Source organism: Streptomyces sp. NBC_01142, from assembly GCF_026341125.1.
Lineage (GTDB): Bacteria > Actinomycetota > Actinomycetes > Streptomycetales > Streptomycetaceae > Streptomyces.
Map to the genome: position 1 here is coordinate 284,460 of NZ_JAPEOR010000001.1, position 20,449 is coordinate 304,908.

Annotated in this window: 17 protein-coding genes; 12 read left to right on the top strand and 5 right to left on the bottom strand. The window is 70.3% G+C overall.

The window, feature by feature from the left end; genetic code table 11:
- Positions 1-121 precede the first annotated feature (121 nt).
- From OG883_RS01445 to OG883_RS01485, 9 genes are all read left to right on the top strand, one after another.
- Positions 122-577 carry an Lrp/AsnC family transcriptional regulator gene (locus tag OG883_RS01445; protein ID WP_266533804.1) on the top strand — a complete coding sequence of 152 codons (456 nt, stop codon included), beginning with the start codon at positions 122-124 and terminating at the stop codon, positions 575-577.
- 102 nt (positions 578-679) lie between these two features.
- Positions 680-1,846 (top strand): aminofutalosine synthase MqnE, encoded by a 1,167-nt coding sequence (mqnE, locus tag OG883_RS01450; protein WP_266541147.1) that lies wholly within the window; start codon positions 680-682, stop codon positions 1,844-1,846.
- An 11-nt stretch (positions 1,847-1,857) separates the two neighbouring features.
- The gene (locus OG883_RS01455) at positions 1,858-2,385 is read left to right on the top strand and encodes a GNAT family N-acetyltransferase (protein WP_266533806.1); all 528 of its coding nucleotides are present in this window, start codon (positions 1,858-1,860) and stop codon (positions 2,383-2,385) included.
- Positions 2,386-2,474: 89 nt separating this feature from the next.
- Complete coding sequence (locus tag OG883_RS01460) at positions 2,475-2,771, top strand: DUF4229 domain-containing protein (protein ID WP_266533808.1); 297 nt, start codon at positions 2,475-2,477, stop codon at positions 2,769-2,771.
- Between the two features lie 374 nt (positions 2,772-3,145).
- The gene (locus OG883_RS01465; RefSeq protein WP_266533810.1) at positions 3,146-4,495 is read left to right on the top strand and encodes a dicarboxylate/amino acid:cation symporter; all 1,350 of its coding nucleotides are present in this window, start codon (positions 3,146-3,148) and stop codon (positions 4,493-4,495) included.
- A gap of 162 nt (positions 4,496-4,657) precedes the next feature.
- On the top strand, positions 4,658-4,849 hold the full coding sequence (locus tag OG883_RS01470; protein ID WP_266533813.1) for a hypothetical protein: 192 nt from the start codon (positions 4,658-4,660) through the stop codon (positions 4,847-4,849).
- A gap of 136 nt (positions 4,850-4,985) precedes the next feature.
- Positions 4,986-5,633: a TetR/AcrR family transcriptional regulator gene (locus OG883_RS01475; RefSeq protein ID WP_266533816.1), complete on the top strand. Its 648-nt coding sequence runs from the start codon at positions 4,986-4,988 to the stop codon at positions 5,631-5,633.
- A gap of 667 nt (positions 5,634-6,300) precedes the next feature.
- Entirely contained in the window at positions 6,301-10,593 is a 4,293-nt protein-coding gene (locus OG883_RS01480; protein ID WP_266533819.1) for a Pls/PosA family non-ribosomal peptide synthetase, read from the top strand.
- 40 nt (positions 10,594-10,633) lie between these two features.
- Complete coding sequence (locus OG883_RS01485; protein WP_266533821.1) at positions 10,634-11,941, top strand: M1 family metallopeptidase; 1,308 nt, start codon at positions 10,634-10,636, stop codon at positions 11,939-11,941.
- Between the two features lie 153 nt (positions 11,942-12,094).
- Here the strand turns inward: OG883_RS01485 and OG883_RS01490 are convergent, their stop codons facing one another.
- On the bottom strand, positions 12,095-12,511 hold the full coding sequence (locus OG883_RS01490) for a DUF1992 domain-containing protein (protein WP_266533823.1): 417 nt from the start codon (positions 12,509-12,511) through the stop codon (positions 12,095-12,097).
- Positions 12,512-12,722: 211 nt separating this feature from the next.
- Positions 12,723-12,926 (bottom strand): cold-shock protein, encoded by a 204-nt coding sequence (locus tag OG883_RS01495; protein ID WP_266533826.1) that lies wholly within the window; start codon positions 12,924-12,926, stop codon positions 12,723-12,725.
- A 282-nt stretch (positions 12,927-13,208) separates the two neighbouring features.
- On the opposite strand from OG883_RS01495, the gene OG883_RS01500 reads away from it, so the two are divergent.
- Complete coding sequence (locus OG883_RS01500) at positions 13,209-14,093, top strand: menaquinone biosynthetic enzyme MqnA/MqnD family protein (RefSeq protein ID WP_266533828.1); 885 nt, start codon at positions 13,209-13,211, stop codon at positions 14,091-14,093.
- Positions 14,094-14,120: 27 nt separating this feature from the next.
- Here OG883_RS01500 and OG883_RS01505 read toward each other — a convergent pair whose 3' ends face one another.
- Complete coding sequence (locus OG883_RS01505) at positions 14,121-15,173, bottom strand: esterase family protein (protein WP_266533831.1); 1,053 nt, start codon at positions 15,171-15,173, stop codon at positions 14,121-14,123.
- Between the two features lie 251 nt (positions 15,174-15,424).
- On the opposite strand from OG883_RS01505, the gene OG883_RS01510 reads away from it, so the two are divergent.
- Entirely contained in the window at positions 15,425-17,047 is a 1,623-nt protein-coding gene (locus OG883_RS01510) for a serine/threonine-protein kinase (RefSeq protein WP_266541153.1), read from the top strand.
- Positions 17,048-17,049: 2 nt separating this feature from the next.
- Entirely contained in the window at positions 17,050-17,673 is a 624-nt protein-coding gene (locus tag OG883_RS01515; protein WP_266533834.1) for a hypothetical protein, read from the top strand.
- A 31-nt stretch (positions 17,674-17,704) separates the two neighbouring features.
- Here the strand turns inward: OG883_RS01515 and OG883_RS01520 are convergent, their stop codons facing one another.
- Both OG883_RS01520 and OG883_RS01525 read right to left on the bottom strand, forming a co-directional pair.
- A complete protein-coding gene (locus OG883_RS01520) occupies positions 17,705-19,462 on the bottom strand; it encodes a hypothetical protein (RefSeq protein ID WP_266533837.1) in 1,758 nt (585 codons plus the stop codon).
- Positions 19,459-20,157 carry a hypothetical protein gene (locus OG883_RS01525; RefSeq protein WP_266533839.1) on the bottom strand — a complete coding sequence of 233 codons (699 nt, stop codon included), beginning with the start codon at positions 20,155-20,157 and terminating at the stop codon, positions 19,459-19,461. The genes OG883_RS01520 and OG883_RS01525 overlap by 4 nt, the downstream gene beginning before the upstream one ends.
- Positions 20,158-20,449 lie beyond the last annotated feature (292 nt).

The following is a 20,449-nucleotide window of genomic DNA, read 5'->3' on the forward strand; positions in this document are numbered from 1 at the left end:
GAGGCGCGGCACGGGTTGTGTCGTTGATTGCGTGAAAGATTCACAGGGCGTTGAACCTGAGTACCTTAGATTTCACAAGTAAACTTGCGTGATTGCTGAACAATGGAAGGGTCCAAGGCATATGGACGCGGTGGACAGGCAGCTCATCCAGGCCCTCAGAGAGAACGGCAGGGCTTCGTACGCCGAGCTCGGCCGGCTCGTAGGGCTCTCCGGGCCCTCCGTCACCGACCGCATCAACCGCCTCGAGGCGGCAGGCGTCATCACCGGCTACCGCGCCACCGTCGATGCCGCCTCGCTCGGTCTCGGCGTCACGGCTCTGATCGGTATCTCGCTCTCCGACGCCGCTGACCACGAGGACGTGGCACGCCGGCTGAAGGACCTCGCCGAGATCGAGGACTGCTGGTTCATCGCCGGCGACGACTCGTACATGCTCAAGGTGCGGGCCAGCGATGTGGACGGGCTGGAGAAGACGATCCGCCGGCTCTCGGGCACCAGGGGTGTGTCGCGTACCCGAACCACGATCGTGCTCTCCACGAAGTGGGAGAACCGGGTCGGAGACCTGCCCGAAGAGGGCTGACGCGGAGCGTCATCGGGGGTCCCCCCGGCGGTGAAATGCGGGGGAGTACGGTGAGTGAAGTCTGTTTCGAGACATATAGGAGGCGGCCAGGTGACTGCATCTATTGAAGATGTGGGACTCAAGCGCGAGCTGGAGGAGAAGGTCCGGGCGGGGGAGCGCCTGACCCGCGAGGACGGCATCGCCCTCTACGCGTCGGACGACCTGGCGTGGCTCGGCGGCCTCGCGCACGAGGTGCGTACGCGCAAGAACGGCGACGTCGTCCACTTCAACGTCAACCGCCACCTCAACATGACCAATGTGTGCACCGCGTCGTGCGCGTACTGCTCGTTCCAGCGCAAGCCGGGCGAGAAGGACGCGTACACCATGCGCATCGAGGAGGCCGTCCGCCTCGCCAAGGCGATGGAGGGCGAGAACCTCACCGAGCTCCACATCGTCAACGGGCTCCACCCCAACCTGCCGTGGCGCTACTACCCGCGGTCGCTGAGCGAGCTCAAGAAGGCACTCCCGAACGTCTCCCTCAAGGCCTTCACCGCCACCGAGATCCACCACTTCGAGACGATCTCCGGGATGTCGGCCTCCGACATCCTCGACGAGCTGATCGAGGCCGGTCTCGAGTCGCTGACCGGCGGCGGCGCCGAGATCTTCGACTGGGAGGTCCGGCAGCACATCGTCGACCACCGCACCCACTGGGAGGACTGGTCGCGCATCCACCGCCTCGCGCACTCCAAGGGTCTCAAGACCCCGAGCACGATGCTGTACGGACACATCGAGGAGCCCCGCCACCGCGTCGACCACGTCCTGCGGCTGCGTGAACTGCAGGACGAGACCGGCGGCTTCCAGGTCTTCATCCCGCTGCGCTACCAGCACGACTTCGTGGACATGCAGGACGGCAAGGTCCGCAACCGTCTCCAGGCGCGTACGACCATGGCGACCGGCGCCGAGGCCCTGAAGACCTTCGCCGTATCGCGTCTGCTCTTCGACAACGTCCCGCACGTCAAGGTCTTCTGGGTGATGCACGGCGTGCAGACCGCCCAGCTCGCCCTCCAGCACGGCGCGGACGACATGGACGGCTCGGTCGTCGAGTACAAGATCACGCACGACGCGGACAACTACGGCACGCCGAACAAGCTGACCCGCGACGATCTGCTCGACCTGATCCGTGACGCCGGCTTCCGCCCGGTGGAGCGGAACACCCGCTACGAAATCATCCGCGAGTACCCGGGCCCGGACGCCGACCGCCGTGAGTCGCCGCAGCCCATGCGCGTCTGAGGCCGACTGTCTTGGCACTCACCTTCCAGCTGGACCCGCCCGGCGGGCCCGCCCTGCGCGACGGTGTCCTGGCGCTGTGGGCCGAGGTCTCCAACGCGGGCGGTGCCGTCGGGTTCGTACCGCCCGTGACGGCCGAGGACATCCGGCCGGAGTGGCGCCAGCACCTGAGGGCGATGGCCGAAGGCAGGATGCGGCTGTTGGCCGGGTACGACGAGGAGGGCGCGGTCGCGGCCACCGCCTTCCTCGCGTACAACACGCACCGGCTGATGAACCACTGGATCTGGCTCTACACGGTGATGGTGCACCCCAGGCACCAGGGCAAGGGATACGGACGCGAGCTGATGGCCGCGGCCGCCGACGCCGCCCGCGGCCTGGAGGGCATCGAGGCGGTCCGGCTCACCTGCCGCGGGGGCACCGGAGCCGACCGCTTCTACGCCGCCTGCGGCTACAAGGAGGTCGGGCGGGTGCCCGGCGCGATCCGGGTCGCCGACGGTGACGACCGCGACGACATCATGATGCTGCTGCCGCTGTCCGCCTGAACCCGTCCCCCTGTCCCCCTGAACCGGTCCCCTCGAGGGCGTGCTTCACTGGTCGGGCACGACCGTCGTGAGAAGAGAGAAGGCCTGCCGTGTCCGCTGCCAGGACGAGCGCCGCGATCCGGTACACCGCGATGCGCCTCGCCATCTTCGTCGGCTGTCTCGTCGTCGTGGCCGCCCTGGTCCACTTCGGCGTACTGCCCAAGGGACTTGGCGACTCCAACTTCGTCTGGGTCGTCCTGCTCGCTCTCGTCCTGTCCGCGCCGCTCAGCTTTGTGCTGCTGCGCAAGCAGCGTGACGCGATGTCCGAGCAGATCGCCCCCAGGATCGACAAGGCCAAGGCCCGCCTCGAGTCGAACCGCACGCAGGAGGACGGCGCCGTCCAGTAGGCGCCGCGTAACCTTCCTCACATCCCTCTCGTATCCCCGCCACGCCCCGGCAGGAGCAGTCGCTCCCGTGCCGGGGCGTCGGCGTTTCCGGCGTGTCGCGCAGCGTGCCGAGTGTCCGGAACCCAAAGGCGAGCTTTGAGGTTCTCAAAGTTCAAGTGTTAACGTGTTCGACGTGAAGACAGCAGTGCGCCCCCACGAAGCCGTGAGCATCCCGCTCGTGGCGCGCCTGCATGTCGATCTGTGCCGCTGTATGTCCGCGGTCTGTTGCCGCTCGGTCTGACCCGGCATCATGCAGCGGCGCTGCGCACCCGTGCGCAGGGCGCCGCACCCCCGTCCCCCGTATTTCCCCGATACGCCACAGCTGGAGTGTGTCCGTGTCCGCGACCACCGCGTCCGTCACGCCCGGGAAGCCGACAGGCCCCCGTTTCCGTATACCGAAGGTCCCCTTCTGGGCCCAGATCGTCGCCGGTCTGGCGCTCGGCGTCCTGCTCGGCTGGCTGGCCCGCAGCCAGGACATCTCCTGGCTGAAGGACACCCTCGACCAGGTCGGTTCGATCTTCGTCCAGCTGTTGAAGCTGGCCGTCGCGCCGCTCGTCTTCTTCGCGATCCTGGTGTCGATCACCAATCTGCGGAAGGTCAACAACGCCGCCCGGCTGGCCACCCGCACCCTGCTCTGGTTCATGATCACATCGCTGATCGCGGTCGCCATCGGCCTCGCGCTCGGTCTGCTCACCAACCCGGGCGCGGGCACGGGACTGACGCCCAAGGACGGCAAGGCCCCCGAGAACCGGGGTACCTGGATCGACTTCCTCACCGGCATCATCCCGACGGACATCATCACGCCGTTCGCCACGCTCGAGGTCCTCCAGATCGTCTTCATGGCCGTCGTCGCCGGTATCGCCGCACTGGCGCTCGGCGAGAAGGCCAAGCCGATCCTCACGCTCAGCGAGGCCGTGCTGGAGCTGCTGCAGAAGGCCCTGTGGTGGGTCATCCGCCTGGCTCCCCTCGGCACCGTCGGCCTCATCGGCTTCGCCATCGCCGACTACGGCTGGGACCTCATCGGCAAGTACGCGACGTTCACCGCGGATGTCTACATCGGTTGCGCGCTGGTGCTGTTCGGCGTCTACCCGCTGCTGCTGGCGACCGTCGCCAAGGTCAACCCGATCCAGTTCTTCAAGGGCGCCTGGCCGGCCATCCAGCTGGCGTTCGTCTCCCGCTCCTCGGTCGGCACGATGCCGGTCACCCAGAAGGTCACCGAGCGGCTCGGCGTGCCGAAGGACTACACGTCGTTCGCCGTTCCGTTCGGCGCGACGACCAAGATGGACGGCTGCGCCGCGATCTACCCCGCGCTCGCCGCGATCTTCATCGCGCAGATCTTCGACGTACAGCTCGGCATCCAGGACTACCTGCTGATCGCCTTCGTCTCGGTCGTCGGCTCGGCGGCCACCGCGGGCCTGACCGGCGCGACGGTCATGCTGACGCTGACCCTGTCCACGCTGGGCCTCCCGCTGGAGGGCGTGGGCCTGCTGATGGCGATCGACCCGATCCTGGACATGATCCGTACGGCCACGAACGTCGCCGGCCAGGCGCTGGTTCCGGTCATCGTCGCGGCCCGCGAGAAGATCCTCGACCTCGACGCGTACAACGCCGCCTCGGCATCGCCGGTGGACGAGTACGACGCGCGTGAGGCCGAGCAGAAGGTGACCGTCCCGGTCGCCGCGTAGCCGAACCCGCCCCCCGCGGCTCTGCCGCGCGAGCGCCCCCGATCCTGTTCCGGATCGGGGGCGCTCGGCGTTGCCCGCGGTGTACGCCGACTGTACGGGGGGCTCTATCTCGCGCCGGTAGCGTCCGGGCTCGTTGTTTGCAGCCGACCGAAGGAGAGAAACATGAGCAGTCTCGTCAAGAGGCTCGGTGACCAGATGCTCGAGCGTCTTGTCCCCAGCGCCGACGCCACGGCGGACACCAGCTTCTACGACTTCTGCCACTGCAGCTACAAGAAGAAGTACTACCGCCTGTGTCACGTCGTCGGGGGCATGAGCTCCTGCTCCAACTGCACCTATGTGCGGGGAACTTGCTGAGTTCTGCCGCTGCGGCCCCCTTCCCCGTGTCCCCGGGGGAGGGGGCTGTTCCACGCCACTGCCGCGTCCCTCCCGCTCTGCGGGGGGCCGTAGGCTTACCGCCGAATTGTGGTGTGGGGCGGGGAGGAAATCGGACATGGGTGCTGTGAAGGGCGTGAAGGCCAAGCGAATGCCGCGCGCCGTGCGCGAGCGGCAGATGATGGACGCCGCCGTGCAGACCTTCGGCCAGCGCGGTTACCGGGCGGCCTCGATGGATGAGATCGCGGAACTGGCCGGGGTCTCCAAGCCCTTGGTCTATCTGTATCTGAACTCCAAGGAAGAGCTTTTCACCGCGTGCATCCACCGTGAGGCGCAGGCACTGATCGCGGCCGTGCGGGCCGGGGCCGTGCCGGGGCTGCCGGCGGACCGGCAACTGTGGTCGGGCCTCACGGCGTTCTTCGCACACACCGCCGACAACCCGGACGGCTGGGCGGTGCTGCACCGCCAGGCGCGTACCCACGGGGAGCCGTTCGCCGCCGAGGTGGCGGCGATGCGGGAGGAGATAGTGGCGTTCGTGACCGGCCTGATCGGGGCCGCGGCGCGCGAGACCCACCAGGAGCACGAGCTCGCCGACCGGGATGTGGCCGGGCTCGCCCAGGCGCTGGTCGGCGCGGCGGAGTCGATCGCCGGGTGGGCGAACGAGTCTCCGGGCGTCTCGGCGAACGAGGCGGCGGGGACGCTGATGAACTTCGCCTGGACGGGGCTCGGGGACCTCCTGAAGGGTGAGCGCTGGTCTCCCCGCTGAGGTGGCCGCCGTCGCTGCTGCGGAGCGGGAGGGACGTGCGCCGCGATGTGTCCCCGGCGGCGTACGTCACTGAGCCGGGGAGCGGCGCAGGGGGTCTGAACTCCGCCTGGACGCAAGTAGGTTGCCCGGTATCGGCGCATGTGCGGGTACCTTCCTCGGCCGGGTCGCCCAAGCCCCGGCCGGTAACGGTGAGTTGGCCGCTGCCGGGTTCGGCGGCAGGGCGGCCGGTTCGCGGCGGGCGACCCGAGCGGCCCGACGCGGACGGCTGTCTCACCGTCCCCGGCCGCCCGTCCCGAGGGGCTTCCGATGAGCTGTTTCACCGGCAGGGCGTGCGCCGGAACGTGAACCGGGAGTGCCCAGAGCGTGCGCTTCACCACACACGGGTACCCGTCAGCGGGCCCGACTGCCGCACGGTGAGCGTCTGTGGCGCCGGTTCCGAGCAGGGACGATGCCGTTCGGGCCGCCCCGGGCGGTCCGAACGGGGCCGGTGGAGTGTGCGGCGTACAACAGGCGAGTTGGGTCAACGCCGGATAAACTCCTCGTTTGCCGTGCGCGGAATGGGGATTCGCAGCGCATTCGACACGACCTACGGAGAGTGAGAGATGCGTACGTACCTGGCTGGCATCCCATGCGCAAGACCTGTGACGGGTGAACCGCGGGACTCTGTATGACAGTGGCCCCAGAGTCCCCGGCCCTGCTGGAACCGCTGCTCGACGAGACGCTCATACCGGCGCTCTTCACCGCCGCGGGCGCCGCCCCCGAGCGGACCCTCCTCGACATCCTCGACGAGACCGCCCGCCGTCACCCGGATGCACCCGCCGTCCACGACGGCTCCGGGCCGCTCACCTACCACGCGCTCCTCGCCGAGATCGAGATGCTGCGCCTGGAACTCGCCGCCGCCGGGATCGGCGTCGGCGACCGTGTCGGCATCCGCGTCCCGTCCGGAACGGCCGACCTCTATGTGTCGATCCTCGCCGTGCTGGCGACCGGCGCGGCGTATGTGCCCGTCGATGCCGAGGACCCGGACGAGCGGGCCGATCTGGTCTTCACCGAAGCAGAGGTCAGCGCCGTGATCGGCGCCGAGCGGACGATCGTGCCGTGCGGCACCCCCGCGGGTGTCACGGGCCGCAGGCCGGGACCGGACGACGACGCGTGGATCATCTTCACCTCCGGTTCCACCGGCAAGCCCAAGGGCGTCGCCGTCTCCCACCGCAGCGCGGCGGCCTTCGTCGACGCCGAGGCCAGGATCTTCCTGGCGAAGGAACCGCTCGGCCCCGGTGACCGTGTTCTCGCCGGGCTCTCCGTCGCCTTCGACGCCTCCTGCGAGGAGATGTGGCTCGCCTGGCGGCACGGCGCGTGCCTCGTGCCCGCCCCCCGCTCCCTCGTACGCACCGGGCTGGACCTCGGCCCGTGGCTGGTCGAGCAGCGCATCACCGTCGTGTCGACGGTCCCCACCCTTGCCGCCCTGTGGCCCGCCGAGGCGCTGGACGACGTACGGCTGCTGATCTTCGGCGGCGAGGCCTGCCCGCCCGAGCTGGCCGAGCGGATGGCTGTCACGGGCCGTGAGGTCTGGAACACCTACGGCCCCACCGAGGCCACCGTTGTCGCCTGCGCGGCGCAGCTGACCGGCGAGGGGCCGGTACGGATCGGTCTTCCGCTGGACGGCTGGGAGCTCGCCGTCGTGGACGCCCGGGGCGACGTCGTACCCATGGGCGGAACCGGCGAGCTCGTCATCGGCGGCGTCGGCCTCGCCCGCTACCTGGACGCGGACAAGGACGCGGAGAAGTACGCGCCCCTGCCCGCGCTCGGCTGGTCCCGCGCCTACCGCAGCGGCGACCTGGTCTGCGCGGAGGAGGAGGGCCTGCTCTTCGTCGGCCGGGCGGACGAGCAGATCAAGCTCGGCGGCCGGCGCATCGAACTCGGCGAGATCGACGCGGCACTCCAGGCGCTTCCGGGCGTCGCTGGAGCGGCGGCCGCGGTCCGCACGACCGCCGGCGGCCATCAGCTGCTGGTCGGCTATGTGGTTCCGATCGATGCGGGCGCCGCGTCGGCGGGCGCCGGGGTGGCAGGCCGTACGGGCGACCCCTGCGTGGTCCCTGGTGACGTGGGCCCTGCTGCCCGCAGCCTCTCCGATGACACGGCCTCCGGCTCGGTGGCGGTCACCGGCGCCCCTGGCGCAGTCGTCGGCGGAGCGAGCGGGGCGAGCTGCGGGGCGGTGCCCAGTGGCCTGTCCGGTCCCGTGCCCGAGGCGGGCACAGAGGTCGCTTCCGGCGCGGACTCCGGCCCTGCGGCCGACGGTGACCCCGTCACCTCCGCCCCCGCGGACGGCACCGGTTCCGGCACCGGCACCGGTCCCGCCGATTTTGCCGAGCCCTTCCCCTTCCCCTTCGAGGAGCTGCCCTTCGACCAGGCCGACGCCCTCGCGCGGCTGCGCAAGGAACTGCCCGCCGCGCTCGTGCCGCTGCTCGCCGTCGTGGACACCCTGCCGACCCGCACGTCGGGCAAGGTCGACCGGGCCGCCCTGCCGTGGCCGCTGCCCACCCCGGCCGGCGCAGCCACCGGTCGGGCCGGGCTCACCGCCGCCGAGAGCTGGCTGGCCGAGCAGTGGACCGACCTCCTCGGCACGCCGGTGACCAGCCCCGCCGCCGACTTCTTCGGGAGCGGCGGCGGCAGTCTGGCCGCCGCTCAGCTGGTGTCGCGGATCCGGGAGCGGTACGCGACCGGATCGGTCGGCGACATCTACCAGAACCCCACGCTCGGCGCGCTCGCCCGGACGCTGGAGGCGTCCTCGGCGGGCGGGCCCGAGGCCGGGGACATGCGGCCGGTGCCGCGCAGGACCGGAATCGCGCAGATGCTGCTCATGGTACCGCTGTTCGGTGTCGCCGGGCTGCGCTGGGCCGTGGCGGCAGTCGCCGTCAACAACGTCATCGGGCTGCCCTGGGCGCCCGCCGTGTCCTGGTGGTGGGTGGCGCTCGGCTGGCTGATGGTCGTCAGCCCGCCCGGGCGGATCGTCATCGCGGCAGGCGGGGCGCGGCTGCTGCTGCGCGGACTGGAGCCCGGCACGTACTCCCGCGGCGGAGGCGTCCACCTCCGGCTGTGGACGGCGGAACGCCTCGCCGAGATGAGCGGCGCGACCGGGCTCGCCGGTGCCTGGCTCACGTACTACGCACGGGCGCTCGGTGTCCGCATCGGCGAGGACGTCGATCTGCACACGCTGCCACCTGTCACCGGGATGCTCCGGCTCGGCAAGGGCTGCGCGGTGGAGCCCGAGGTGGATGTGTCCGGGCACTGGCTCGACGGCGACCGGCTGCACATCGGTGCCGTACGGATCGGCGCGGGAGCCGTCGTCGGCGCCCGCAGCACGCTCTTTCCCGGCGCGCGGATCGGCAAGCGGGCCGAGATCGCCCCGGGAGCGGGTGTCACCGGAGCCGTACCCGCGGGCGAGCGCTGGGCGGGCGTGCCCGCGGTGCGCAAGGGGAAGGCCAACCGCCGCCTCCCCGAAGGACGCCCCCCGCGGCTGCGCCGCTGGACGGCGGTCTACTCGCTCACCTCGCTGGTTCTCGGGCTGCTGCCCGCACTCGCGGCGCTGCCCGGCCTGCTGGTGATGGGCCTGTTCCTGCGTGGCGGCATCGGCACCGGCTCCGCCCCTGCGGACAGCACCGGCACCGGCACTGGTATCGGCCTCGGCACCGGTGAGGCGCTGACGGCCGCCCTGCTCGCCGTACCGATCGCGACGGTCGTCGCCGTGGTCGCGTACGCGCTGCTGACCCTCGCCGGCGTACGCGCGCTCAGCATCGGCCTGCGCGAGGGCCACTACCCCGTCCACGGCCGGGTCGCCTGGCAGGCGTGGGCCACCGAGCGGCTGATGGACATGGCCCGGGTGTACCTGTTCCCGCTGTACGCGAGCCTGTTCACGCCCGTGTGGCTGCGGGCGCTCGGTATGAAGGTCGGCCGCGGCGTCGAGGCGTCGACCGTGCTGGCGCTGCCCGCGATGACGACGGTCGGCGACGGCGCCTTCCTGGCCGACGACACGATGGTCGCGTCGTACGAGCTCGGCGGCGGCCGGCTGCGGATCGCCGAGGCGCGCGTCGGCAAGTGGGCCTTCCTCGGCAACTCCGGGATGACCGCCGCAGGCCGCTCCGTGCCCAAGCGGGGCCTGGTCGGCGTGCTGTCGTCGACCCCGAAGCGGGCGAAGGCGGGCAGTTCCTGGCTCGGCATGCCGCCGATGAAGCTGCCCAGGGCGGCGGAGGAAGGCGACCGGAGCCGTACCTTCGATCCGCCGAGGCGGCTGAAGTGGGCGCGCGCGGTCGTCGAGGTCTGCCGGATCGTGCCGGTCATGTGCAGCGTGGCCCTGTCGGTGCTCGCGCTCGCGGCCTTCGGGCTGCTGGCCGACCGCCTCGGCATCGCCCTCGCGGTGCTGTGCGGCGGCGGTTTGCTGCTTGCGGGAGGAGTCACGGCCTGCGCCGTCGCGATCGCGGCGAAGTGGCTGCTGGTCGGCCGGTTCCGGGCCGTCGAGCACCCGCTGTGGTCCTCCTTCGTGTGGCGCAACGAGCTCGCGGACACCTTTGTGGAGGTACTCGCCGTGCCGTGGCTGGTCGGCGCTACCACCGGCACCCCGCTGACGAATCTGTGGCTGCGCGGTCTCGGCGCCCGGATCGGCCGCGGTGCCTGGTGCGAGACGTACTGGCTGCCCGAGGCCGACCTCGTCACCATTGGGGACGGCGCGAGCGTCAATCGCGGATGCGTGGTGCAGACCCACCTCTTCCACGACCGGATCATGCGCATGGACAATGTCGTCCTCGGCGCGGGCGCGACGCTCGGTCCGCACGGCATCGCGCTGCCCGGCGCGGTGATCGGCGACCGGGCCGCGGTCGGTCCGGCGTCGCTGGTGATGCGCGGGGAGAGCGTGCCTGCGGGCACCCGCTGGCTGGGCAACCCGATCGAGGCATGGAAGCCGTGAGGCACAAGCACATCAGCAAGGAACGCGAGGACCCACAAGGGTGACGGATTCGTACCTGCCGCAGCTCGGCGACAGCGGCTACCGGACCACGGAGTACGACCTGGAGCTGGACTACCGTCCGTACAGCGGGCGGCTCACCGCGCGCGCCAGGATCAGCGCGGTCGCCGAACGCGAGCTGACCGAGGTCGCCCTGGACCTCGGTCCGTTCCGTATCGGCCGCGTCCTGGTGGACGGCGTACGCCCGGCCCGCTACACACACCGCGCCGACAAACTGCGGGTACGGCCGGCGCGGCGGTTGAGGGCGGGCAGTTCCTTCACCGTCGAGGTGCGCTACACCGGCGTCCCCCGCCCCGTCCGCACCCGGGACTGGGGCGACCTCGGCTGGGAACAGCTGGAGGAGGGTGCCCTGGTGGCCTCCCAGCCGAGCGGTGCCCGGTCCTGGTTCCCGTGCAACGACCGGCCGGACGACAAGGCCGTCTACCGGATGGCGGTGACCACTCCCTCTCCGTACACGGTGGTCGCCAACGGCACTCTCACCTCCCGTACGATCAGCGCCTCCACCACCACCTGGGTGTACGAGCAGCCGGCGCCGATGGCCGCCTATCTCGCGACCGTCCAGATCGGTCTGTACGACCTGGTCGACGTGGAGCACCCCGGGCCGGTGCCCCAGCCGGCCGCCGTGCCCCGGCACCTGCTCACCCGCTTCGGGCGCGACTTCGCCCGGCAGCCGCAGATGATGACCGCCTTCACGGATCTCTTCGGCCCCTACCCCTTCGAGGACTACGGGGTCGTGGTGGTCGACGAGGAACTGGACGTGCCCGTCGAGGCGCAGGGCGTGTCGATCTTCGGTGCCAACCATGTCGACGGGCGGCGCGGCAGTGAGCGGCTCGTCGCGCACGAGCTGGCCCACCAGTGGTTCGGCAACAGCCTGACCGTTGCCGACTGGCGGCACATCTGGCTCAACGAGGGCTTCGCGAAGTACGCCGAGTGGCTGTGGTCCGAGGTGTCCGGCGGGCCGTCGGCGGCCGCTCTCGCGGCCAAGTCCCGGGACCGGCTGTCGGTGATGGCGCAGGACCTGCGGATCGGCGATCCCGGTCTGCGGCGGCTGTTCGACGACCGGGTCTACCAGCGCGGCGCGCTGACTCTGCACGCCCTGCGCACGGTGATCGGGCATGCCGCCTTCGTGGCGGTGCTTCGGGAATGGACGGCGACCTACCGGCATTCCACCGTGACCACCGAGGAGTTCATCGCTCTCGCCCAGCGGCATTCGGCACATCCGCTCGACGGGCTGTTCACGATGTGGCTGTACGACGAGAAGCTCCCCGCCCTGCCGCAGCAGCGCCTCTGAGAACAGGAGGCCCCGTCGCACCCGGGGGGAGGGTGCGACGGGGCCGCGCGTGCCCGGGGGGAGGGGCACGCGAGGGGATACCGTCCCGTGGGGGGATGTCCCTCTGCTGCCCCGGACACGGGAAGACATGCCTGTGGATTTCCGGCCAGTTCGTCAGGCCGGATCCGTACGTCCCTCCCGGCCCGACCGCCATTCGCGTACGACAGCCTCGATGTCGAAGGGCGTGATCCCCAGCAGCGGGCCCGGCGGAGGGCGGCGGATCGCCGCCTCGATCTTCTCGTTGACCTCGGTGAGAATGCGCCGCACCTGGGCCTGTGTCGCGGCCCGGTCGACCGCTTCCCGTGCGTCCTCCGCCTCTTTGCGCAGGGCCAGCGCGGGTGGCAGCACGGAGACGCCCTCGCGGTGCATCTTGCCCTTGATCCACCACAGTTCGTCGTACGGGGCGGTGTCGTCGGGCAGCGGCTTTCCGAAGCCCTCGAGCGAGGAGAAGTCGCCGCGTTCGGCCGCTTCCCGGATCTGCCTGTCCACCCACGACTCGAAACTGACACCAGGGGGCTTGCGTTCGGTCACGGTCTGATCCTCCCGTCTCCTCCTTCCATCGTAGAAGGAGGAGCCCCGGTCCCTTCGGGCTGCCGGCGGCGGAGGCAGGGCGTTCGACGGGGCGGCAGGGCGTTCGGCGGGGCGGCGGGGCGCAAAGGCAGGAGCCCCGTTCCGTACGCGAGGTACGGGACGGGGCTCCTTGGTACTGCTTCAGTCGTACGCGATCATCGACCCGGGCTGACTAGGCCGGGACGACGTTCTCCGCCTGGGGGCCCTTCGGACCCTGAGTGACGTCGAAGGTCACGACCTGGTTCTCCTCGAGGGAGCGGAAGCCGGTCGCGTTGATCGCGGAGTAGTGGACGAAGACATCCGGGCCGCCGCCGTCCTGGGCGATGAAGCCGAAGCCCTTTTCAGCGTTGAACCACTTGACGGTTCCGGTAGCCATAAGCCCTCCTTGGGCCAAAGGGTTGCCCTGCTCCAGAACCTGCAAGAAGTCTGAAAACTACAAAAGCCTGCGGGTTACATGCTCCGCAGGCTCTGTACTGCAAGGGAAACCAAACTGCAACTTGCGTCGAGCCTAGCACGCAGCGTGTGCGCAGCGGTAGAGGGAAAGATCACGTCACCCGGACGTTTGACGAAGCCCTGTTCTACTGACGAATCGCAGCTCGGAAGGGGCGCGGACGCCCCCGGCGGCGGCAGCCGCGCGCCGCAGGTCTAGCCTCGCGATGTGGACAGTCTTGGAGAAAGCACAGCAACCGACCACCGTCGCAGCCGGCCCCGTGTCGGCCACATCCAGTTCCTCAACTGTCTCCCTCTGTACTGGGGACTGGCGCGGACCGGAACTCTCCTCGATCTCGAGTTGACGAAGGACACCCCGGAGAAGCTCAGTGAGCAGTTGGTGCGCGGCGAACTCGACATCGCACCAATCACTCTCGTTGAATTCCTGCGCAATGCCGATCAGCTTGTTGCTTTCCCCGACCTTGCGGTGGGCTGCGACGGACCGGTGATGTCCTGCGTGATCGTCTCCCAGGTACCGCTGGAGCGGCTCGACGGGGCGCGGGTGGCGCTCGGATCCACTTCGCGTACGTCGGTGCGGCTGGCGCAGCTGCTGCTCCTGGAGCGGTACAAGGTGACGCCCGACTACTACACCTGCCCGCCCGACCTCGGCCTGATGATGCAGGAGGCGGACGCGGCGGTGCTCATCGGGGACGCTGCGCTGCGTGCCTCGCTCCACGACGCCCCCCAGCTCGGCCTCCACGTCCACGACCTGGGGCTGATGTGGAAGGAGTGGACCGGTCTGCCCTTCGTCTTCGCCGTATGGGCGGCGCGCAAGGACTATCTGGCGCGTGAGCCCGCCGTCGTACAGAAGGTGCACGAGGCCTTCCTGGCCTCGCGGGACCTCTCGCTGGAGGAGGTCACCAAGGTTGCCGAGCAGGCGGCGCGCTGGGAGACCTTCGACGCGGAGCTGCTCGAGCGCTACTTCACGACGCTCGACTTCCGGTTCGGGGCCGAGCAGCTCGCCGGTGTACGGGAATTCGCTCGGCTGACGGGACCGACGACCGGGTTCCCGGCGGATGTGACGGTCGAGCTGCTCGGCGCGAGCGTCGTCTGACGCCGGCCGCGGGGACCTGGCGGGGTCCTACTCGACGCGAATGGGCGCCTGCATGTGGTCGCTGATCCACTTGATGGTGCCTTCGCCCATGCCCCGGACGTAGCTCTTGGCGTTGTGCTGGCCGTTCTGGATGACCTGGAGACGGGTCTTGACCGGGCCTTTGCCGTACTTCTTCATGAACGACTTCACCTTGTTCAGCCCGGACTCCCTGGTGCCGATCTGGAAGCCCAGATAGATCTCGTTGTCCTTGGTGACCGGCTTGGTGGAGAGCGCCGCGGCCAGCTTCTCCGGGTTGTTGGCCTGCCTCTCCTTCTCGTGGCCGGCCCACAGCGGTGAGTCCGGCACGATGTCCGGGCCGGAGGCGATCACGGCCTTGAACTGGTCCGGGCGCTGGAGCACGGACTTCAGACCGACGAAACCGCCGGAGGAGGAGCCCATGAAGGCCCAGCCGTCACGAGACTTGAAGGTACGGAAATTGGCCTTCACGAAATCGGGGATGTCCTCGGTCATCCACGTGCCCATCCTCGGCCGGCCCGGGATGTCACTGCCGTCGTAGTAGTAGTCGGCGTCCGGGTTGAGTATCGGCATCACCACGACGAAGGGCAGACTCTTGCCCTCCTGCGACCACTTGGTGATGTTGCGCTGCAGCTTGAGGTCGGTGCCCATCCAGTAGTTCTTGGGGTAGCCGATGCCGCCGGGCAGGGCGATCAGTATGGGGAAACCGCTGTTCGCGTACGCCGGGTCGAAGTACTGCTTCGGAGCCCACACCCACACCTTGCCGGTGAAGCCGGACTTCTTGCCCTCCACCGTCGTGACGCCGATCTTGGTGCCGTCGTCGAGGCTGTTCGCGGTGAGGAACGAGGACTTCGGACCGGTCGGCATCACGGACTTCGCCGCCGCTTCGGCGGCCGCCTTCTGCGCAGCCGTGGCCGGTACGCCGTTGCCCACCTGCTGGGGGGCGGGAACCTTGGCGCTGGGACCGTCGAAGGAGACCGGCTCCCCCTCTTCCGAGCAGCCGGCGACGAGCGTGACAGAGCCGATGACGACGGCGGCTATCAGGGCCTTGGGCAGGCGTTTCATGGCGGACTCCGAGGTGTTCTGGAGAGGGGGTTTCGGGCAAGACGAGCGATTTACGCCCTTGGAGATGGTCGAACATCCCGTTCGGTTGGCTGCGGGGCGGCGGGAATCGTCGTGATGCCGCACACGGCGGGCCCTAGGCTGAAGCGCAGCAGATGCAACGCAACGCGGTGCACTGCGGCTCGGCGCAACGCAGGGCGGGGCAGGGCGAGTCGGGCGACGCGAGGCAGGCCGTGGCAATCGGGGGAGTGCAGATGCAGCCGCTGGATCCGGGCGAGCCGCAGACCATCGGGGCCTACCGGCTGCTCGGCAGGCTGGGAGCGGGCGGAATGGGCCGCGTCTATCTCGGGCGCAGCGCAGGCGGCCGTACGGTCGCGGTCAAGGTCGTCCATCCGCACTTCGCCCTCGACGAGGAGTTCCGGGCGCGCTTCCGGCGTGAGGTGCAGGCGGCGCGGCGGGTCGGCGGGGAGTGGACGGCGCCGGTGCTGGACGCCGACCCGGAGGCCCCGGTGCCCTGGGTGGCCACCGGCTATGTGGCCGGTCCCTCGCTGTCCCGGGCGGTCGCCGAGCACGGCCCGCTGCCCACCTCTGCGGTACGGGTGCTGGGCGCGGGACTCGCGGAGGCGCTGGCCGCGGTGCACGGCCTGGAACTGGTGCACCGGGATGTGAAGCCGTCCAACGTGCTGCTCACGCTGGACGGGCCGCGGCTGATCGACTTCGGGATCGCCCGGGCCTGGGGGTCCCCCCGGACGGAGTTTGGGGGAGGCACCGCCTCGCTCACCTCCACCGGTGTCTCGGTCGGCTCGCCCGGCTATATGTCACCCGAGCAGATCCTCGGCAGGAGCATCACGGGCGCGGCGGATGTCTTCTCGCTGGGTGCGGTCCTTGCCTACGCGGCGACGGGTGAGGCGCCGTTCCCGGGTGACTCCTCGGCCGCGCTGCTCTACAAGGTCGTGCACGAGGAGCCCGAGCTGGGCTCCTTGGAGGGCGACTTGCGGGAGCTGGTGGCCGCTTGTCTGGCCAAGAGCCCGGACGCCCGCCCTGCGCCCGGCGAGATCGCGGGCAGGCTGGCCCCGGGTGGGGCGGTCTCGCTGATCGGGACGGGGTGGCTGCCGGGCCCGCTGGTCGAGCAGGTCAGCCGGTCGGCGGTGAGTCTGCTGGACCTGGAGCCCGCGCACGCGGACCCGGCTGCCTCGGGTCCGGTGGCCTTCAGCAGCCCGGCGATCGGGACGTTCGGCCCGCCGGTGGAACCGGCGCTGCACGGCCCGCGTACGCCTGCGCCGGAGCCCGCGCCGTCGGGTGGCTTCTCCTTCTCGGCCGACACGGGCGGCAACGCCCGTCGCGGCAGACGGGTGAGCTGCACCGTGGCGCTGACCGTGGCAGGCGCGCTCGCGGCTGTGACGGTCGGCGGCGGTGTCCTCCTCGACCTGTGGCCGCGCGACGCCGACAGCCGCAAGAGCGGCGACGCCGCGGAGCCGCCCGCCGCGACGGCCTCGACCTCGGCGGAGCCGGTCACGTCGGTACCGAAGGGCTTCATCGGTACCTGGCAGGGCCGGATCACCCAGGACAGCGGTCTGGCCGGCGGCCGGTTCACCGCGGTCATCAGCGAGGGCGAGCGGGGCGATGACGTGGTCCGCACCTCCACGGTCCTCGGCCCGCTCACGTGCAACGGGGTGGGCAGGCTGGTGTCCGCCACCGGGGCCCGGCTGCGCATCGAGGAGCGTACGGACCCGGACCGTCCCTCGACGGCGGATCTGTGCACGAGCGGCACGGCTTCCGTGACGTACACACGCACCGCGGACGGCACACTGCGCTTCCAGTCGGCGGAGGAGGCTGCGGGCAACCCGTACGCGACCTTGAAGAAGGCGGGCAACTGACCGTGGATATACGCGAGTCCACACCGGCGGCCGTTGAGCAGACCGCTCCGCCCCCTCCGGCGAGGACCGGCTGGAACTCCTTGAAGTGGGCGGTCCTGGTGCCTGTGCTGCTCACCCTGGCAGGTGCGGTGGCCCAGTTTCCGTACGGGATCGTGGTGGCTGTCGTCCTCGGTCTGGGGACCGTCGCGGTGGCGGCCGTGCTGCTCGGCGGCATCTGGCACCGGGCCGGGGCGGCCGTGCTCGCGTCGGTGTGCGGCTTCGCGCTGATGCTCTTCGTGGGGCCCGGACTGTACGAGCTCTATATGAAGACGCTCGGCGAGCCCGTTCCCGCGATGGTCGCCAGGATCGAGGAGAAGGAAGACCTGCTGGAGTGCCGGGTCGTCGAGATCGAGGGCAACCACACGGTGCACGAGGTGTCGCAGCAGCAGAACTGCTTCGGCCACATCAGGGCGCTGCAGCCCATCGAACTCCGTAAGGACCCGCTGGGCCTGCTGGACCCGCGCCTGCCGGACGGCCCCGACCAGGAGGGCACCACCCGTCTCACGCTGACGATCAGCGCGGGGCTGTTCCTGGTCACGGGCGGGTCGGTCCTCTACGCGGGACGACGCAGGCGCCCCGCGCGCTGATTCCGGCGCGGCTGCGTGAGGGGCTGCCGGCTCACTCGAGGGGCTCTTTGGAGAGTTCGGGCAGTGTGAAGTCCAGCCAGTGGCGCAGGCGCTCGTGCCTGGCGGCGTAGACAAGCGATCCGAAGAAGGCCGGGAAGCTGAGGATCGCCATCACCCAGAAGGGAAGAATCCATCCCAGCTGCGCCAGGGTGAGGGAGATACCCAGCAACAGGCCCCCGAAGCGGGCAAGGCTCGCCGCGGAGCGGAGGGTGGCAGCGCGCCGGGCGGTGCCGTCGGGACCGAAGTGGAGCAGCGCGGCGAGCAGGACCGCGAGCGCGAGGCCCAGGAAGCCGCCCCAGACCAGGCCGGGGATGAACATCATCGCCGCACCGTCCCGGGGGAGGACGAGCCCGGCGCCGAGCAGCATGGCGGCGAAGCCCCCGATGAAGGCGAACATGATCATTAGTACGGTGGTGAGCTGGCCGCGTACCTGGTCGGACAGGGACGCGCCCCCCGCGCGGACCTTCAGGAACACTCCTCCGGAGCAGATCAGCGCTGTCGGCCAGCCGAGGGTCAGTGCGATCGCGGCTCCGAAGATCCCTCCGCTCTTGCCCCGGCCGCCGTGGGCCGGGAAGAAGCCCTGGATCTTCCAGGCGGCGAGCGCCAACAGGAGTACGACGAGCCAGTACGCGGCAATGAGCGCCCAGCCGGCCCCGACCCTTGCCCGCCGGTAGCGGGCCACCGGAGTCTGGAGAAGACCGGCGGCCGGGATCGTGACCAGCAGCCAGCCGAAGATGAACGCCTCGACACCCCGGTCCTGTTCGGCGATCGCCTCGAACAGCGGGGGCGACGAGGAGAGCCCGAACCATTCGGGCGAGGCGGCCGGCAGCGAGACGAGTACGGTGCCGATGACGCAGGCCGCGCCGCACGCGGTACGCCGGAAGAGCGTTCCGCGCAGGGTGGGTGGCCCGGCGGGCGTGCTGCGCGATACGCGCCGGGTGCGGCCCTCGGGCGGTGTCGCGCCGTACCGGTAGAGGCGCCCCCAGACGAGTGCCGAAATGCTGAGAGCGGCCAGTACGGCCGCGCCGAGGAGCCCCGCCAGTACGCCGGGCACAGTCTTCTCGGAGAAGAGGGGCGGCAGGGCGTCCTCTTCGGCAGGATCGTCGGCCGTGCCCGGCTCGGCGGGTGAACCTGCGGGCCCCGGCGGGGTCTTGGAGACGTACGAGACCAGCCGGTCGAGTCGCTTCGCCAGGGCGAGTTCCGTCGGGTCGTCCGACTCGGCGATCGATGCCGGGACGGCGGAGAGGTGTCCGTCGTCCAGGCGGGCACCGTAGTTGAACAGCTCGATATCGCCCCGGACGGCATCGGCGATCACATAGAGGCCGTCCCGGCCGAGTGAACGGTGCAGCGACTCGGCGAACAGGGCCTGGTCGCCGCCCGACTCGTCGGCGAAGGACATCGGTACGGCGACCACGTACAGCGGCGCGCGCAGCCCTTCGACGCGCCGGAGCAGCGCGGAATGCTCAGCCGCGGTGAGGGGCTCGGTCTCCGGGTCCGTGTAGAGAGGCGAGCGCGCGAGCCCCGCGGCGGAACGCTCGACGCGCGCGGACATGTCGCGTGCCGTCGGTGGTGTGCTGGAGGAACCCGAGGTCTCCCCGAACAGCCAGGACGCGCCCAGGACGATCAGCACGGCGGCAAGGGTGGCGGCGACCACAGCAACGACGACGGAGAGTGCCCTGCTCGGCGCCGGGACGGCGGTGGGGCGGGAGCGTGAGGGCCGGGAGCGGCGGGTGCTCAGTCGGGTACTCATCGGCGGGTCCTGGTGTCGCCGGCGGCAGGGAGCGTGCTGCGCCAGTGCCGTACGTAGGGGATGAGCACAAGAAGCAGCAGCGGTACGGCGCCCAGGACGATCCCGACGGTCAGCGTCTGGTTCTCCCGCTGCTCGTAGGTGGTGTTCATCGCCTCCGGCTCGACGTCGCTGTCGATGCCGTACGTGGCCTCGGCGGCTTCGTAGCGCTCCTTGGCCTTGCCGGAGGTGAGGATCTCGGTGAAGCGCAGGAAGGCGTCCTCGGCGCTCGCGTCGGACGGCAGCTCATAGCTGGTGGCGAACGCCGCGTCCCGCGCGTCCCGTGTCCGGACGTCGACGCCGTAGGCCTGCGCCTCGGACACCGTGTCGTCGTGGAGGAGGACATAGAGGCCGGGTCTGCCGAGGAGTTCGTGGACTGCCTGCAGGAGGGGAGCGTCGCGCTCGTAGTCGACCCGGGGCAGTGCGAGCACAAAGGTCGGCACGCCCGTGCGCTGCGCCGTCCTTGCTATGCCGGGTGCCGCTGAGCGCGGCAGTTCACGGGGCATCTGGTCGGAGACGTAGACGGGGTTCTCGCGCAGACGGTCGGCCAGGTAGCGGGCACCGGCGACGGTCTCCTTGCCGGCAGCGGTAGTTGCAGCGGCAGTGGTGCTGGTAGCGGTGGTGGGGTCGTGGGCGTACGCGGCGGGGGCGGCGGTCATGAGCAGGGCCACCCCGACGGAAACCAGGGCGCTGCGTATCCAACGCCCCACAGCGGACCGTGCGGTGAGGACCGGCGCCGCGAAGGCAGTGAATGCGGGAGCAACGGGCAGAAAGCGGCGGTTCACTGGGCGACTTCCGTTGCGACGAGGGCGGTCCCGAACGAACTGACCGTATCTGTGGGGCGTTTGGTTTCGCCAGGGCGAATCCCCATCCGGCAGGGGGAAGGAGAGGCGTCTCACCTCCGCTGCCGCCTTGGGCGTGCCGCCGCGGGCGACAGCGCGCCTCAGGCTC

Excerpts from the sequence above, each read along its gene's own strand:
- OG883_RS01525 (WP_266533839.1), bottom strand. The coding sequence starts at position 20,157 with ATGACCGCCGCCCCCGCCGCGTACGCCCACGACCCCACCACCGCTACC.
- OG883_RS01505 (WP_266533831.1), bottom strand. The coding sequence starts at position 15,173 with ATGAAACGCCTGCCCAAGGCCCTGATAGCCGCCGTCGTCATCGGCTCT.
- OG883_RS01475 (WP_266533816.1), top strand. The coding sequence starts at position 4,986 with ATGGGTGCTGTGAAGGGCGTGAAGGCCAAGCGAATGCCGCGCGCCGTG.
- OG883_RS01445 (WP_266533804.1), top strand. The coding sequence starts at position 122 with ATGGACGCGGTGGACAGGCAGCTCATCCAGGCCCTCAGAGAGAACGGC.
- OG883_RS01520 (WP_266533837.1), bottom strand. The coding sequence starts at position 19,462 with ATGAGTACCCGACTGAGCACCCGCCGCTCCCGGCCCTCACGCTCCCGC.
- OG883_RS01470 (WP_266533813.1), top strand. The coding sequence starts at position 4,658 with ATGAGCAGTCTCGTCAAGAGGCTCGGTGACCAGATGCTCGAGCGTCTT.
- OG883_RS01495 (WP_266533826.1), bottom strand. The coding sequence starts at position 12,926 with ATGGCTACCGGAACCGTCAAGTGGTTCAACGCTGAAAAGGGCTTCGGC.
- OG883_RS01480 (WP_266533819.1), top strand. The coding sequence starts at position 6,301 with ATGACAGTGGCCCCAGAGTCCCCGGCCCTGCTGGAACCGCTGCTCGAC.
- OG883_RS01510 (WP_266541153.1), top strand. The coding sequence starts at position 15,425 with ATGCAGCCGCTGGATCCGGGCGAGCCGCAGACCATCGGGGCCTACCGG.